At 59.3% G+C, this 14,104-nt stretch carries 16 protein-coding genes; 2 read left to right on the plus strand and 14 right to left on the minus strand.

Features of this window, described 5'->3' with window-relative positions:
* Positions 1–5: 5 nt before the first annotated feature.
* A complete protein-coding gene (lafA, locus tag BN1124_RS09525; RefSeq protein WP_042641316.1) occupies positions 6–869 on the minus strand; it encodes a lateral flagellin LafA in 864 nt (287 codons plus the stop codon).
* A 181-nt stretch (positions 870–1,050) separates the two neighbouring features.
* A complete protein-coding gene (lafA, locus tag BN1124_RS09530) occupies positions 1,051–1,914 on the minus strand; it encodes a lateral flagellin LafA (protein WP_042641318.1) in 864 nt (287 codons plus the stop codon).
* Between the two features lie 207 nt (positions 1,915–2,121).
* On the opposite strand from lafA (BN1124_RS09530), the gene fliB reads away from it, so the two are divergent.
* A complete protein-coding gene (gene fliB / locus BN1124_RS09535) occupies positions 2,122–3,285 on the plus strand; it encodes a flagellin lysine-N-methylase (RefSeq protein WP_156128232.1) in 1,164 nt (387 codons plus the stop codon).
* A 54-nt stretch (positions 3,286–3,339) separates the two neighbouring features.
* Here the strand turns inward: fliB and BN1124_RS09540 are convergent, their stop codons facing one another.
* The 12 genes from BN1124_RS09540 to lfgB all read right to left on the minus strand — a co-directional run bounded on the left by BN1124_RS09540 (position 3,340) and on the right by lfgB (position 13,197).
* Complete coding sequence (locus tag BN1124_RS09540) at positions 3,340–4,341, minus strand: hypothetical protein (protein WP_042641321.1); 1,002 nt, start codon at positions 4,339–4,341, stop codon at positions 3,340–3,342.
* A gap of 18 nt (positions 4,342–4,359) precedes the next feature.
* A complete protein-coding gene (gene lfgL / locus BN1124_RS09545) occupies positions 4,360–5,259 on the minus strand; it encodes a lateral flagellar hook-associated protein LfgL (RefSeq protein WP_042641323.1) in 900 nt (299 codons plus the stop codon).
* A 77-nt stretch (positions 5,260–5,336) separates the two neighbouring features.
* Positions 5,337–6,656: a lateral flagellar hook-associated protein LfgK gene (lfgK, locus tag BN1124_RS09550; RefSeq protein ID WP_042641324.1), complete on the minus strand. Its 1,320-nt coding sequence runs from the start codon at positions 6,654–6,656 to the stop codon at positions 5,337–5,339.
* Positions 6,656–7,054, minus strand: coding sequence for a rod-binding protein (locus tag BN1124_RS09555; protein ID WP_042641326.1), 399 nt, complete (start codon positions 7,052–7,054; stop codon positions 6,656–6,658). The genes lfgK and BN1124_RS09555 overlap by 1 nt, the downstream gene beginning before the upstream one ends.
* Before the next feature lie 10 nt (positions 7,055–7,064).
* Positions 7,065–8,171: a lateral flagellar basal body P-ring FlgIL gene (gene fgIL / locus BN1124_RS09560; RefSeq protein WP_042641328.1), complete on the minus strand. Its 1,107-nt coding sequence runs from the start codon at positions 8,169–8,171 to the stop codon at positions 7,065–7,067.
* 8 nt (positions 8,172–8,179) lie between these two features.
* Positions 8,180–8,851 carry a flagellar basal body L-ring protein FlgH gene (gene flgH, locus BN1124_RS09565; RefSeq protein ID WP_042641330.1) on the minus strand — a complete coding sequence of 224 codons (672 nt, stop codon included), beginning with the start codon at positions 8,849–8,851 and terminating at the stop codon, positions 8,180–8,182.
* Positions 8,851–9,636: a lateral flagellar basal-body rod protein LfgG gene (lfgG, locus tag BN1124_RS09570; protein ID WP_042641332.1), complete on the minus strand. Its 786-nt coding sequence runs from the start codon at positions 9,634–9,636 to the stop codon at positions 8,851–8,853. The genes flgH and lfgG overlap by 1 nt, the downstream gene beginning before the upstream one ends.
* Before the next feature lie 90 nt (positions 9,637–9,726).
* Positions 9,727–10,461 carry a lateral flagellar basal-body rod protein LfgF gene (lfgF, locus tag BN1124_RS09575; RefSeq protein WP_042641334.1) on the minus strand — a complete coding sequence of 245 codons (735 nt, stop codon included), beginning with the start codon at positions 10,459–10,461 and terminating at the stop codon, positions 9,727–9,729.
* A gap of 10 nt (positions 10,462–10,471) precedes the next feature.
* Positions 10,472–11,665 (minus strand): lateral flagellar hook protein FlgEL, encoded by a 1,194-nt coding sequence (flgEL, locus tag BN1124_RS09580; protein WP_042641336.1) that lies wholly within the window; start codon positions 11,663–11,665, stop codon positions 10,472–10,474.
* Between the two features lie 18 nt (positions 11,666–11,683).
* Positions 11,684–12,379: a flagellar hook assembly protein FlgD gene (locus BN1124_RS09585; protein ID WP_042641337.1), complete on the minus strand. Its 696-nt coding sequence runs from the start codon at positions 12,377–12,379 to the stop codon at positions 11,684–11,686.
* Positions 12,380–12,805: a lateral flagellar basal body rod protein FlgCL gene (gene flgCL / locus BN1124_RS09590; RefSeq protein WP_042641338.1), complete on the minus strand. Its 426-nt coding sequence runs from the start codon at positions 12,803–12,805 to the stop codon at positions 12,380–12,382.
* 2 nt (positions 12,806–12,807) lie between these two features.
* Complete coding sequence (lfgB, locus tag BN1124_RS09595; RefSeq protein ID WP_042641339.1) at positions 12,808–13,197, minus strand: lateral flagellar basal body rod protein LfgB; 390 nt, start codon at positions 13,195–13,197, stop codon at positions 12,808–12,810.
* Between the two features lie 61 nt (positions 13,198–13,258).
* On the opposite strand from lfgB, the gene lfgA reads away from it, so the two are divergent.
* A complete protein-coding gene (gene lfgA / locus BN1124_RS09600; protein WP_042641457.1) occupies positions 13,259–14,050 on the plus strand; it encodes a lateral flagellar basal body P-ring formation protein LfgA in 792 nt (263 codons plus the stop codon).
* The last annotated feature ends 54 nt before the right edge of the window (positions 14,051–14,104 follow it).

The following is a 14,104-nucleotide window of genomic DNA, read 5'->3' on the forward strand; positions in this document are numbered from 1 at the left end:
ACTCATTAACGCAGCAGGGAAGTCACCATGCCGGTCATCTGGTTGGAGTTGGACAGCACAGACATGCCAGCCTGCATCAGCATCTGGTTCTTGGTCATGCTGGTGCTCTCCTGAGCAAAGTCGGCATCCATGATGCGACCATTAGCCAGATCGGTGTTCTCTTTCATGTTGGAGAGGTTGTTTACGGTGTGCTCCAAGCGGTTGATGTTGGCACCGAAGGCGGAACGCGCGTCACCGATCCCCTTGGAGAAGGTATCCAACTCGGCCATGGCGGCGGTGGCCTTGGTCTGGTCGTCGATACCGGCAGCAACGGCAGTGCCCTTGGTACCTTTATCATCGGCAACTACACCCTTGAGGGCAGTCGCCAGGGCTCCATCGTCCTTGAGCTCCAGCTTCTCGGCACCGGTACCACCGATCTGGAAGGTCACGGCTTTCTGGAAGCCGGAATCCTTGGCCAGCAGGGTCTGACCAGCGAAGGTGGTGTTGTTGGTGATGTTGTCCAACTCGGCACGCAGTTCGGTGAACTCGGCATTCATCGCCTTGCGATCGTCAACGGTGCTGGTGCCGTTCGCAGACTGAGTGGCCAGATCCTTCATACGCTGAACGATGTTGCTCATCTCGTCCATGGCGCCTTCGCCGGTCTGCATCATGGAGATGGCATCCTGGGCGTTACGCATGCCCACTTTCTGGCCGCTGGACTGAGCTTGCAGACGGGTTGCCATCTGCAGGCCGGCGGCGTCATCGGCGGCAGAGTTGATGCGCAGACCGGTACCCAGACGCTGCATGGCAGTGCCCAGCATCTTGTTGGTGGAGTTCAACTGGCTCTGAGTAGTCAGCGAGGCGAAATTAGTGTGAATGGACAAACCCATGATTTACTCCTCAAAAAAGCTGCAATGCAGCGGGTATCTCTATAAGAGTGAGAAGCGACAGGTGCTGGCCAAGACTTGAATGGAGAACGGAAAAAGATGAAGAGAAGGCGGCAAAGCGGAAGTTGGGAGAGAAGAAGGGGGAAGAAGATGGCACTCACCCAGAGGATGAGTGCCACTGAGATTAACGCAGCAGGGAAGTGACCATGCCGGTCATCTGGTTGGAGTTGGACAGCACGGACATGCCAGCCTGCATCAGCATCTGGTTCTTGGTCATGTTGGTGCTCTCCTGAGCAAAGTCGGCATCCATGATGCGACCGTTCGCCAGATCGGTGTTCTCTTTCATGTTGGAGAGGTTGTTGACGGTGTGCTCCAAACGGTTGATGTTGGCACCGAAGGCGGAACGAGACTCACCAATCTTCTGGGAGAAGGTGTCCAGCTCGGCCATGGAAGCGGTTGCCTTGGCCTGATCGCCGATACCTACCTTGACGGCAGCACCATCGGTACCCTTGCCGGTACCCACAACTTCTGCCAGCGCCTTTGCTAGGGTGCCGGTTTTCTTCAGTTCCAGCTTCTCAGCAGAAGTACCACCGATCTGGAAGGTCACATCCTCCTGGAACCCCTTGCCAGTCTTGAGCAGCTCTTGTCCGCCGAAGGTGGTGTTGTTGCTGATGTTGTCCAGCTCGGCGCGCAGCTCGGTGAATTCGGCGTCCATGGCCTTGCGATCATCAGCTGTGCTGGTGCCGTTGGCAGACTGAGTGGCCAGATCCTTCATACGCTGAACGATGTTGCTCATCTCGTCCATGGCACCTTCACCGGTCTGCATCATGGAGATGGCATCCTGGGAGTTGCGCATGCCCACTTTCTGGCCACTGGACTGGGATTGCAGACGGGTTGCCATCTGCAGGCCGGCGGCGTCATCGGCGGCGGAGTTGATGCGCAGACCGGTACCCAGACGCTGCATGGCGGTACCCAGCATCTTGTTGGTGGTATTGAGTTGGCTCTGGGTGGTCAGAGAAGCGAAATTGGTATGAATGGACAAGCCCATGATGTATTCCTCGATATGACGCTGCGCTGCAGCCTGTTAGGTGGACATCAGATATAGGCGACCCCTTTTTCGCAGAAATGTAGGCCTGCCACCGCATATTTTTCTCGCTTCAATTTCCCTGTCACTATTCGGATGCACGTCGCAGAGTCAGGGCGCTAGGCATGGTTATTGCTTTGAATCCGCCATCTTCCATTACCGGACAGCGACATGGCCGCCTCTCTCTACACCCCTCACTTCGTTAAACATTTCCAGTGCATAGGCGATCGCTGCGAGGACAACTGCTGTCATAGCTGGACCATCAGCATCGACAAGATAACCTTCCGCAACTACGAGCGACATCCGGACCTTGCCGTCAGATCCTTGAGCAAATTGCACATTCGCAAGGTGAAGCAGAGCAACGAGCATTGGGGGGAGATCCAGCTTGATGAGCAGGGAGCCTGCCCCTTCCTCGATGAAAACCGTCTGTGCCAGATTCACAGCAAGGCCGGAGCAGAGGCGCTGAGCCACACCTGCAAGACCTACCCCAGAGCCCATTCACGCATCGGCAACCAGGTCAGGAAGTCCCTGATGCTCTCCTGCCCCGAGGTCTGCCGGCAGCTGTTGCTAGACCCCATGGCGATGCAGACCGAGGTGGCCGAGTTGGAGCAACGCCTGCCGTTCGCGCCACCCCCCCCTGCCGCCATGGCGACCCTGCACAGCCTGAGCATCCATGTGCTGGCAGCCACGGATGTCCCCGTCGAGATACGACTGTGGCTCATCGGCATGCTGGTCCACCGGGATCCCGCCCAGCTGTCACACGAAGCCTTCCTGGATCAGGTGGCCGTGCTGGCCGAACGGGGAGAGCTGCTTGCCATGTTCGAGCAACTGCCGGTCTTGCCGCGGTTGCAGTGGTGGGGGCTGCGTACCATCACCCATCAGCTGCTGGCCTATTCAAAGGGACGGCGGGGGCGGCAGACCATGCAAGGCTGCCTCGACAAGATCAATCTGCTGCTGGAGGGAGTATATGATGAAGCCAAGCTCACCCAGCTGCAGCAGATCTGGTACAGCAAGGTCTCGTCTTTCCTCGCGGCTCGTCCCCAGATCATGAACAACTACCTGCTCTACTACGTCTATCATCACAACTTCCCGCAGTTGCAGGGCTCGCCACACCAGGCCTATCAGTTCCTGGTAGTGGACTACTTCCTGCTGCGCAGCTACCTCTGTTTGCTGGCCATGGACAAGGAGCTGGAAGAGCAGGATGTCATCAACCTGTTCTACAGCTACCACACCATACGCCAGCACAACGCAAGCTTCCTCAAGACCATAGAACAGGGATTGAGCGAGTCTGGCTTCGCATCGGATCTCAGCCTTTACGCCTTGCTCAAGCCCTAAAGAAAACCGCCAGCAAATTGCTGGCGGTTTTTCTATATAGTCACTCTTTCGGCCTTAGGTCAGCAGGGCCACCACGTTCTGGCGCGATACGTTGGCCTGGGCCAGCAGGCCGGACATGGTGCCCATGAAGCCACCCTCCTTGAGCTGCAGACTGAGTTTGCCTTGCAGTTGTTCCAGCTCTTCCTGCTGCACGTTCTGGCTACGGACCTTGACCCTGTCCAGCTGCTTGACCATCTTCTGGCGGAACTGCTTCAGCTCCCGCACCGACTGCTCAATTTCGCCGAGCAACCGCTTCAGCCGTTGTTGCTCCTGCTTGAGCTCCCCCTTGTCGAGCCCCTCTCCAAGCTGGGTGAGCTGGCCGGCCTTGGGTTTGAACTGCACCGGAACCGGGTTGCCCGCCGGGATGCGGATCCCCTCTCCGCTCAGCAGCACGGGTTCATCCAGCTTGCGCCTGTGCTGATCCGGCACGCTCAGCTCCAGCTTGCCCAATTCGTTCAGTCGGGCCTGGATATGCTCCTTGCGCAGGGCCCGATCAATACGGGAAGCCGCTTCCACTTCATTGGTGCCGGCAGGCAGTTGCACCTCGACGGCGCTGCTGGTCTGGGGAAATGAAAAGATCAATCGCTCGGCACTCGATCTCGGGCTCAACAGATCGAGTCGTTCCGCACTGTAACTCACTCGACTGTCATTGGCCGACGCCAGCAAGCGGGGTTTGAGTTCAGTGGTCAAGGGAGCCTTCGGCTGGGTCAGCTTCTCTTCCAGCAGCTTGAGACGGGAAACAAGCTCGCTGCTCGCAGCCCGGTTCTGGCCAAGCTGTTGCTCCAGGCGCTTAAGTTCCCCCCAGACCTGACTCAGGGCCTGTTCACCACTCTGGGCCTGGGCGATACGCTGCTGCGCCGTGCCGATCAGGGCCCAACGATCCAGTCGGATGACATTGGGCTGGCGCTCGCTGCGGCTGACCTGAGGAGAAGAAGCCTGGGCAGTTGGACGTCCGTGCAGCTTGGGTTGAGCGGGCGTTTCGGCCACCCCGCCCGGACGGGTTTGTTGAATCTGCATCCTGGCTCCTTGAGAGACTTAGGGCATGTAGTTGAACAGACTGAGCCCGTTCACCTTGGCGAACGCCTGCTGCTGTACCTGCAGGGCCATCAGCACATGAGCCTGCTGGGTCACCGCCCCCGCGTAATCGAGGGACTCTATCTGATTGCTCACTTCCTTGCTATAGACACTCTTCTCCTCATGACCCTCATCGACCTGATCCAGCAGGTTGATGCGCGCACCGATGGAGCTGACCATCTGGCTGATGTCATCTTGCAAGGTTTGGCTGCGATCCAGCATGGCCCTGGCCTGATCCGCGGCATCCGCGGCACCGCTGTCGAAGGCGGCCACCATCTCGTCGAGCTGCTTGAAGAAATCCCCGTTCTGGATAAACAACTTGTCCGCGGTGTGATTGAGCTCCACCGTCACCCCTCTGGCGATGCCGACCTCACGCACCAGCGCATCCCCTTGGTAGACATAATCACCACCTGGGCCCTTTACGATAGTGGTTTTATCCACCTGGCTGCCACTAAACAGACTGGAACCACTCTCGTTACGGGCATTGGCCAGATCCAGCAAGCCGTCCTTGATGATCGCCACTTCGCTGGAGACGGCCCGGCGATCGTCCTCCGACAAGGAACCGTTGGCTGCTGTCTGGGCCAGATCCCGCAGCCGACCCAGCATGTTGGTCATGGTATCGAGCTGGATTTCCCCCTGGGAAAGCTGGCTCTTGGCATTGGCGATGTTCTTCTGGTACTGCGCCATCGCCGCCTGCTCTTTCTTCAAGCCGAGCAGTTGCACGCTGCCGACGGGATCGTCGGAGGGCTGTAGGATCCGCTTGTTGGCCGAGATCTGGCGATCGAGCCGGGCATACTCACCGAAACCATGTTGCAGATTGTCGAGCATGCTGAGCTGAATTTGGTTGGTACTGATACGCATGCGACCCCCGTCAGAACATGTTCAGAATGGAATTGAAGAGCTGGATTTGATTGGTGCTGATATTCATACCGGCCTCATCAGAACATGTTCAGGATGGAGTTGAAGAGTTGATCCGAGGTGCTGATCACCTTGGCGTTGGCTTGATAAGCCTTGGTATACGCCATGATCTTGACCCCTTCCTCATCGGTGTTGACCCCGCTGACACTGCTGAGCTTGGTGGCAAGCTGCTTCTCCATGTTGGCGTCCGCCTCCATGGTCGCCTTGCCTTGACCACTCTGTACCGCCATGCGGCCGAGCAGCGCACTGTAGGCGTCATACTGGCTGTCCTTGATGGTCAGCAGCTCCTGCAAGTTGCGGTTATCACCATTGCCGCCCCCCGCCTTGGCAAAGGCCAGGTGATTACCGGTAAAGCCAGCCGCCACCTTGAGGGTGCCGGACGGATTGAGGGGGTCGTAACTGAACATGGGTTTGCCCGGATCACCGTTCAGATCGACCCCGCCCGCCTGCTTGGCATTGAAGTCATCCGCCAGCTTCTTCGCTATCTGGTTGAGTTCATCGCGCAGGGGGCGCAACACAGTGGTGCGATACTCCAGCACCCCGGCCAGGGTCCCCCCTTGCAGCTTGGGGACCTCGAAAGACTGCGGTCCAAAGCTGAGGCTCAGGGTGTCGCCGACGAGGGAGAGGGTACTGCTGCTGCCCGACAGCACCAGAGGCTGACCCTGGGGCAGGCTCAACGAGAAGGAGCCATTCTCCTGCCGGTTGACGCGCACCTCCATGAAGGTGGAGAGCTCGCGCACGACCTGTTCGCGGCTGTCTTCCAGGGCCGACGTATTGACCCCCTTGGACGCCTGCTCGCTGATCTGGGTATTCAGCTCGGCCACCTGCTTCAGGTAGCTGTTGACCTGGGTGACCGTACTGTTCAACTGATCATCGATCTGCTTCTCCTGGGTCAACAGGCTCTCGTTCAACTGACCGAAACGGTTGGCAAGGGCGCCGGCGGAACTGACGATCTGACTGCGCTGTGCCGGTGTCTCCGGACTGTCGAGCGCGGCGTTGAGAGAGGCAAAGAAGCTGTCCAGCCCCTTGGCGATGTTCATCGACTCACTGCCAAGCAGCTGCTCAGTGGTATTGATGTACTGATGAAACGCATAGGATGAACCGGTTGCGGAGCGGCTGCGCCAGTGCTGGGAAACCAGATAATCATCGGTGATCCGGCGTACCCCGGTCACTTCCACGCCCATGCCGTTATCCAGCCGACCAAAGCCGGACAGACTGCCCATCATGGCCTCCTGGCGGCTGTAGCCGATGGTATTGACGTTGGCAATATTCTGGGCGGTGACGTTGAGCGCGATCTGGGCCGCATTCAGTCCACTAAAACCGATATTGAGCAGCGACATCAGTCAATTTTCCTCATTTTGGCCGAATTCAGAGGCTGACTGAAAGCAGCCAGGGTCTGCTGTTCCGAAGCGACCATTGACTCGCCATTCTTTAATGTGGGCACCAGCTGATTGACCATCTGCTCCTTGAGCCCCATGCCGCCACGCTTCACCAGGCTCATCGCCAGCTGGCTGTCGTACATGTCGCGATACAGCTCTTCACCCTTGATGAGCTTGTCATCCTCATCCTGCATGGCATCTGAGGCCGAACGCATGTGCTTGAGAACGGTCTGCAGGAAGGTCACCTCGAACTGACCCGCTGCCGCCTCCAGGGCTGCACGCTGATCCGGGTTGCTCTTTATCTGCTGCAGTTCGTTGAGATCCTGATAGAAGCCAGGCTCAGACGTTATCTTGGTCATATCAATATCCTCAGATGACCACCAGCTCTCCCTCGAGGGCTCCCGCCTCGTCGAGGGCTTGCAGTATGGCCATGACATCATCCGGGGTCGCCCCCAGGGAATTCACTGCCTTGACGATCACCTCCAGCGAGGTTCCCTCCGGCCAGACAAACATGTTGTTGCGTTCACGGTCCACCTGGACCTGCGAATTGGGGGTGGTGGTGGTTCGGCCGTTGGAGAAGGCGTTGGGCTGACTGACCGTCTGGCTCTCGCCTATGGTCACCGTCAGGCTGCCGTGACTGACGGCGGCCTTGCGCACCTTGACCCCTTGCCCCATGACGACGGTGCCGGTCCGGCTGTTGAAGACCACCCTGGGCCGCTCGCTGCCCATGTCCACCTGAATGTCCTGCAGCAAGGCCATGAAGGAGATCCGCTGGCTCTCATCGCGGGGCGCCGCAATCTGGATGCGCCCGGCACTGACCGCCTTGGCAACCGGCCCCAACTGGCGATTGATCTCCCGCTCCACATTGCGCGCCGTCTTGAAGTTCGGCTGGTGCAGATTCAGGATCACCTCGGGTTTGTCCGCGAAGCTGCTGGCCGCCTCCCGTTCGATGATGGCGCCGTTGGGAATGATGCCCGCCGTCGGCACATTGATGGTGACGGAAGAGCCGGACTGCCCCTCTGCCTTGACCCCGGCCACCACCAGGTTGCCCTGGGCGACGGCGTAGACTTCGCCGTCGATACCGCGCATGGGGGTCAGCAGCAGGGAGCCCCCCCGCAGGCTCTTGGCATCGCCGATGGAGGTCACAGTCACATCCACCAGCTGCCCCTTGCCGGCCAGCGCCGGCAGGGTCGCCTGCACCGATACAGCGGCGACGTTCTTGAGTTTGGGATCGATGTCATCGGGCAGTTGCACGCCAAACTGCTTGAGCATGTTGGTCATGGACTGGCCGGTGAATTTGACCTGGCTGCGATCCCCGGTGCCGGAGAGACCGACCACCAGGCCATAGCCCACCAGCTGGTTGGTTCTCATCCCCTGCACGTCTGCAATGTCCAGCAAGGCCCGTTTGGCGGGAGCGGCGGCCCCGGCCACGCCCGGCAGGACGAAGCAGATCAGGGCGATACACCATTTTTTCATCTGGATCCTCACAGGGGAGCGAAAGCGGAACTGAAGAAGCGAGCCATCCAGCCCATCTGATTGCTGTCGGCGAGGGCGCCGCGTCCCGCATAGGTGATGCGGGCATCGGCGATGCGCTGCGAAGAGATACGGTTGCTCTGGTCGATGTCATCGACCCGCACCATGCCTCCCAGGCGGATGTATTCATCCCCCTGATTGAGGCGGATCCACTTCTCCCCCCGGATCCCCAGTACCCCGTTTGGCATCACCTCGGCCACAGTGACGGTGATGGCACCGGCCAGGGTGTTCTGCTGGCTGGAGGTGGCACCACCATCGAAGTCGCGGTCGGCACTGACCGAGGCACCCCAGTCGGGCCGTGACACGCCACCAATGGAGGGCGCCGGCACATTGATGCTGTTGTTCTTGTTCATGCTGGTGTTGGCTTTCTTGCTGGACTGGGTCCGCTCTTCCAGCATCACCGTCAGGATATCGCCGATGCGATAGGCGCGGCGATCCTGGAACAGCGTCATCATGTAGTCGCCACGGTAGAGGCTACCATCTTCCCCTCCCTCCATCCTCGTCATCTGGGAGCGGGAGGGAGCCCATTTCTCGTCACCGGGCTCGGGGGCCTGCAGCTCATAGGTGGAACATCCCCCCAGCAGCAGGATTAACCCGAAGCAACGCCACATAGACCCTCTCATCACAGGGCCTGGGTCACGAACTTGAGCATCTGATCGGCAGAAGAAACCACCTTGGCATTCATCTCATAGGCACGCTGGGTGGTGATCATGTCCACCATCTCTTCCACCACGTTGACGTTGGAGCTCTCCAGGGTGAACTGCTTGATGGCCCCCATGGCCTCTTCCCCTGGGACCCCTTCGATCGCCTCACCGGAGGCTCCCGTCGCGCGATAGAGGTTGCCCCCCAAGGCTTCCAGTCCGGCCGGGTTCGAGAAGTTGGTCAGGGTAATACGCCCCAGCTCCACGTTCTCCTGCTGCCCCGGCAAGGTAGCGCTCACGGTACCATCGGTGCCGATGGCCACCTTGGTGGCGTTATCCGGGATCTGGATCTGCGGCAGCATGGGCAGGCCATCGGAATTGACCAGCAGGCCTTCCGCATTGCGGTGCCACTGGCCATTACGGGTATAGGCCGTCTCGCCATCCGGGCGCTCGACCCCGAAGAAGCCAGCCCCGACCACGGCCATGTCCAGCTCCTGGTTGGTGTTCTGGAACTGACCTGGGGTAAACACCTTCTGGGTGCCAACCACCCGCACACCATTACCCATCTGGATGCCTATGGGAGACAGATTCTGCTGATCCTGCTGGGCACCTGGCTGGCGCTGGACCTGATAGAACAGATCCTCGAAGGCGACCCGATCACGCTTGAAACCGACCGTGTTGACGTTGGCCAGGTTGTTGGAAATGCTGGCCATCTTGGCATCTTGTGCCGACAGACCCGTTTTACTCACCCACAATGCTGCGTGCATCTTCGTCTCTCCACCGATTCATTCGGGAGCGCTGATACGCCCCATCAACTCTTGTTCACGGTCCTGCCTGGGCCACCGCATTCAACGCTGTCAGCCCTGACCTGAGATCAACCGGGCTCCTTGCCGGGCCTGATCATCGGCGGTTTTCATCAACTTGACCTGCAACTCGAAGTTCCGGGTCAGAGACATGCTGCTGATAAGCTCATCCACCGCGTTCACGTTCGCCCCCTCGAGGAAACCTGAGGCCAGCACCACTTGCTCGCTGATCTCGGCATCTCCACCCTGGCGTTGCCGGAACAGACCATCCTGCCCCTTCACCAGATCGGCAGGATCCGGATTGACCAGCTTGAGACGACCCACGTCCAACCGAGCACCACCACCCGGCGGGGTGATGCTGAGGGAACCATCCTTGCCAAAACTCAGGTCACGATAGGCAGGCAGCACCATCTCGCCACCATCACCCAGCACCGGACGACCATTGAGAGTCAGCAGTCCCTCGCCATCCACCTCCAGGTTGCCGGCGCGGGTATAGGCTTCCTTGCCATCGTCCGTCTGTACCGTGATGAACCCTTCACCGCGCACCGCCACATCCAACTTGCGGCCTGTCTGCATCAGAGCCCCCGGCTTGAAGTTGGTACCCGCCAGTTCCTCGCGCGCCATGACCCGGCTCTGATAACCATCACCGGTCAAGGCATAGGCGGAGGCCCGCTCAAAATCGGCCCGGAAACCGGCGGTATTGACGTTGGCCAGGTTGTTTGCCCGAATTTGCTGGGCCATCAGGGTGTGTTGCGCCCCCGACATGGCGGTATAGATAAGCTTTTCCACGCATCACGCCTTAGAAGGAGTTGAAGAGAACCTGGGTCATCTTGTCAGCCGAGCTGATGGTCTTGGCATTGGCCTGATAGTTGCGCTGGGAGGTCATCAGACTGACCAGCTCGCCCGTCAGATCGACGTTGGAGCCTTCATAGGCACCCGCCGTCAGGGTGCCCAGCGTCCCGGTTCCGGGAGCACCCAACACCGGTTGGCCCGAGCTGAACGACTGCTGCCAGGTGGTGTTGTTGGTCTGCAACAAACCGTTGGGATTGGTGAAGTTCGCCATCACTACCTGACCCTGCCGCAGGCTCTGGCCATTGGTGAAGGTGGCATAGACACCGCCATCGGCATCGACCCGGACTCCCGTCAGATCACCTGCGGTATAACCGTTGGACTGGTTGCGGGTCGCGTTGAAATCGGAGGCATACTGGCTGACGCGGGCCAGATCGGCCTTCAACACAATAGGCTCAGCCCCCGCCGGCGCCAAGTTCAACACCGGGGCAGTCGTCGGCGTCTTCAGGGTCCCGTTGGTGTTGAACTCCATGGTCACCGGGGCACCCGTCTTGGTGCCGTTGAAGGCGTAATTAACCTGCCAGCGGTTATCACCCGTCTTCACGAAATACTGGGTGACGGTGTGCTCCACGCCGAGGGAGTCATAGACCTTGCTGGACTGGGAATAGCTGTAACTCTCCGACTTGGTCGGATCGAAGGGGTGCGCTGTCTGATCGATCACGCTGGCATCCGCCTTCAGATTGGCCACGAACTCCAGGCTATCAGAGGCCTTGGCCGGCAAGTTGCCTGCCTTCACCTGGATGTCACCCACCACGCCCGACTGCAGCTCGCCCGCCTCGTTGGTAGTGTAACCTTGCAGACGAGTGCCATTGGCGGTGGTCAGGTAGTTGCTGGCATCGCGCTGGAACATGCCGGCCCGGGTGTAGGACGTCTGACCGTTGCTGTCCTTGAGAACGAAGAAGCCATTGCCGGAGATCGCCAGATCCAACCCGCGCCCGGTCCGCATCACGTCACCATTGCGATCGAAATTCTGGGAGACATTGTTCATCTCGACACCGCCAGCCTGACCACCGCCGTAGATGGCGGCAAACTCGGCACGGCTGGACTTGAAGCCCGCGGTGCTCGCATTGGCAACGTTGTTACTGATGACACTCAACTCTTGATTGACGGCGCGCAGGCCGCTCAGTCCGATACTAAAAGACACAGTTTCGCTCCTATCTGATTACGCCGACTTACCAAACTGGACAGCACTGAACAGAGGAACATCCCCTACCCCTGCTACCTGCAACATGATTTCACCCGTGCCCGGCAGGCTGACGCGCTCCACCTTGCTGGCCACGTAATTCTTGGTGGTGGTAGCCACCCCGGCGAGGGAAGCCTTCACCTCGAAGCTGTATTCGCCGGCCGGCAGGGTCGGCAGCTCATAGTCCAGTGACCCTGCCTTGCTCTCTCCCCAATTCTTGGTCGCGACCAGGGTGCCGTGTTTGTCATAGACCTTGAGTTCAACCTGATCGGCAGCGCCCCCCAGCTCCACTTGCCCACGGATATGCTGCTCATCCTTCTGGCTCAGGGTCTGGCTTGGCACCATCACTTCCTTGTCGATCAAATCCGTGCTCTGCAGCACCTGCTGGGTATCCATCATGTTGATGGACTTCTGTTGCAGCACCTTGAGGCCTTCGACCCCCTCCACCATGCTGAACTGGGCCAGCTGGGTGACGTACTGGGCACCGTCCAGCGGGTTGGTCGGATCCTGGTTCTGGATCTGGGCCACCATCATCTGCAGGAATTCATTGCGCAGCTGGGTGCCGGTCTGGGCACTCTGGCCGGTGGAGGCGCCATTGGTGGCGATGTCCGGGGTCGTGGCTCGCTGGCTGGCACTACGGGCCGTATCCAGACTACTTACTTGGGGCAGGCTCATTTAAGCCCCCTGCCCAAGACGCAGCAGCCCCTGCTGCATGCTGTTGATGCGATTGATCACCTCGACCGAGGTCTCGAAACCGCGGGAGGCGCTCATCATGTCCGCCATCTCTTCGACCGCATTGACGTTGGAGTAGTAGACAAAGCCATCACCGTCGGCCAAGGGGTTGGTCGGCTCAAGCCGTTTCTCGACCTGACGATCCGACTGTACTATTCCGGCAATCTGCACCTGTGCGGCTCCGAGTCCGTCGGCATCCTGCACCCGCTGATAGAGGGTGGAGAAGACGGGTTTGATGGCCCGGAAGGCAGCATCTTCACTGCCGGCGGCACTGTCGACGTTGGCCAGATTGGATGCCACGGTATCGAGGCGGACTGTCTGCGCCCGCATGGCGCTGCCTGCGATGTCATAGATTCGATTGAACGACATGATTAACGGCCCTCGATCGCCTTGGCGATCCCGGTGATTTTCATATTCAAGAAGGTGAGGCTGGTCTGAAAGTCGGTCGCATTGTTGGCAAACTTGCTCTGCTCCACACTGAGCTCGGCCGTGTTGCCATCCATGGACACTTGGTATGGGATGCGATAGAGAGGATGTTGCATGTCGGTGTTCATGGCGCCCTGACTGATGGTCGCCCCCTGATCTCCTGCCGCAACTTGCTGGGCGACACGACCGAGGATCGCCTTATAATCCACATCCCGGGCCAGATAACCGGGAGTATCCACATTGGCCAGATTTCCTGCCAAAATACGCGCCCGATCCGCCCGCACATCGAGGGCATAGGGGTGCACGCCAAGAGCGCTGTCAAATGAGATACTCATGCTTCGTCCTTTTTATGAACCAGTCAGACCAGTGCATCCTTTATCAAGACTCATGCCAATCATGAAACCCCCTCATTTCCGCTGGCAGCGGCATCGCCAGTGGCTGATAGCCCTGACAAAAGGGGAAGCGCTGTTTCCCGTATGGAAGTGGGTCAGCCTGCTGAGCCTGCTGGTTTTTACCCTTCCGCTACGGGCCGAGCCTGCCATTTCGGTACCGCAGCTGGAGGCCCTGCTCAAGGACGATGCCAGACAGGCCATCACCACCTATCTGACACAACAGGGCTGGCCGGATCGAGAGGCCGACTATCAGGTCTGGCTCTCCCCCGCCGCCACCCACCTGCCCCAGTGTCAGCAGGCAATACGCTTGCAAGCAGGTGGTCAGTACCGCCAGCCATGGGGACGACGCCCCTATCTGGTGGAGTGCACTGAGCCCTCCTGGCAGCTGAGGGCCAGGGTCGAAGTCACTCTGATGTTGCCGGTCTGGATCACCGCGCGGGAGATACAGAAAGGAGCGGCAATCCAACCCGCAGATCTGGTCGAGAAAGAGCTGGATGTCAGTCGGTTGCAACGGGGCTTCATTCCCAGCAACACCTCGCTGACAGGCAGCAAGAGCAATCGTCACCTCAGGATGGGGCAACTGCTCGGTGAGCTGGATTTGCAGAAGGAGTGGGCCGTACAAGAAGGAGAAGGTGTGTTGATCCGGGCCGGTCAGGACGGTTTCTCGGCGACCACCCGTGGCAAAGCGCTGGAGAGCGGCGCCATAGGTGAAGGGATCAGGGTCCGCAATACCCAATCTGGAAAGGAGATCCAGGCATGGGTCATCGATAAAGGAGAGGTAGAAACTCGTTTTTGACCCGCCAGGGGAGTTTGATTCAAGTTCCGGCGCTCTCGGGTCGCCTGTTATAGA

The organism is Aeromonas eucrenophila, from assembly GCF_000819865.1.
Lineage (GTDB): Bacteria > Pseudomonadota > Gammaproteobacteria > Enterobacterales > Aeromonadaceae > Aeromonas > Aeromonas eucrenophila.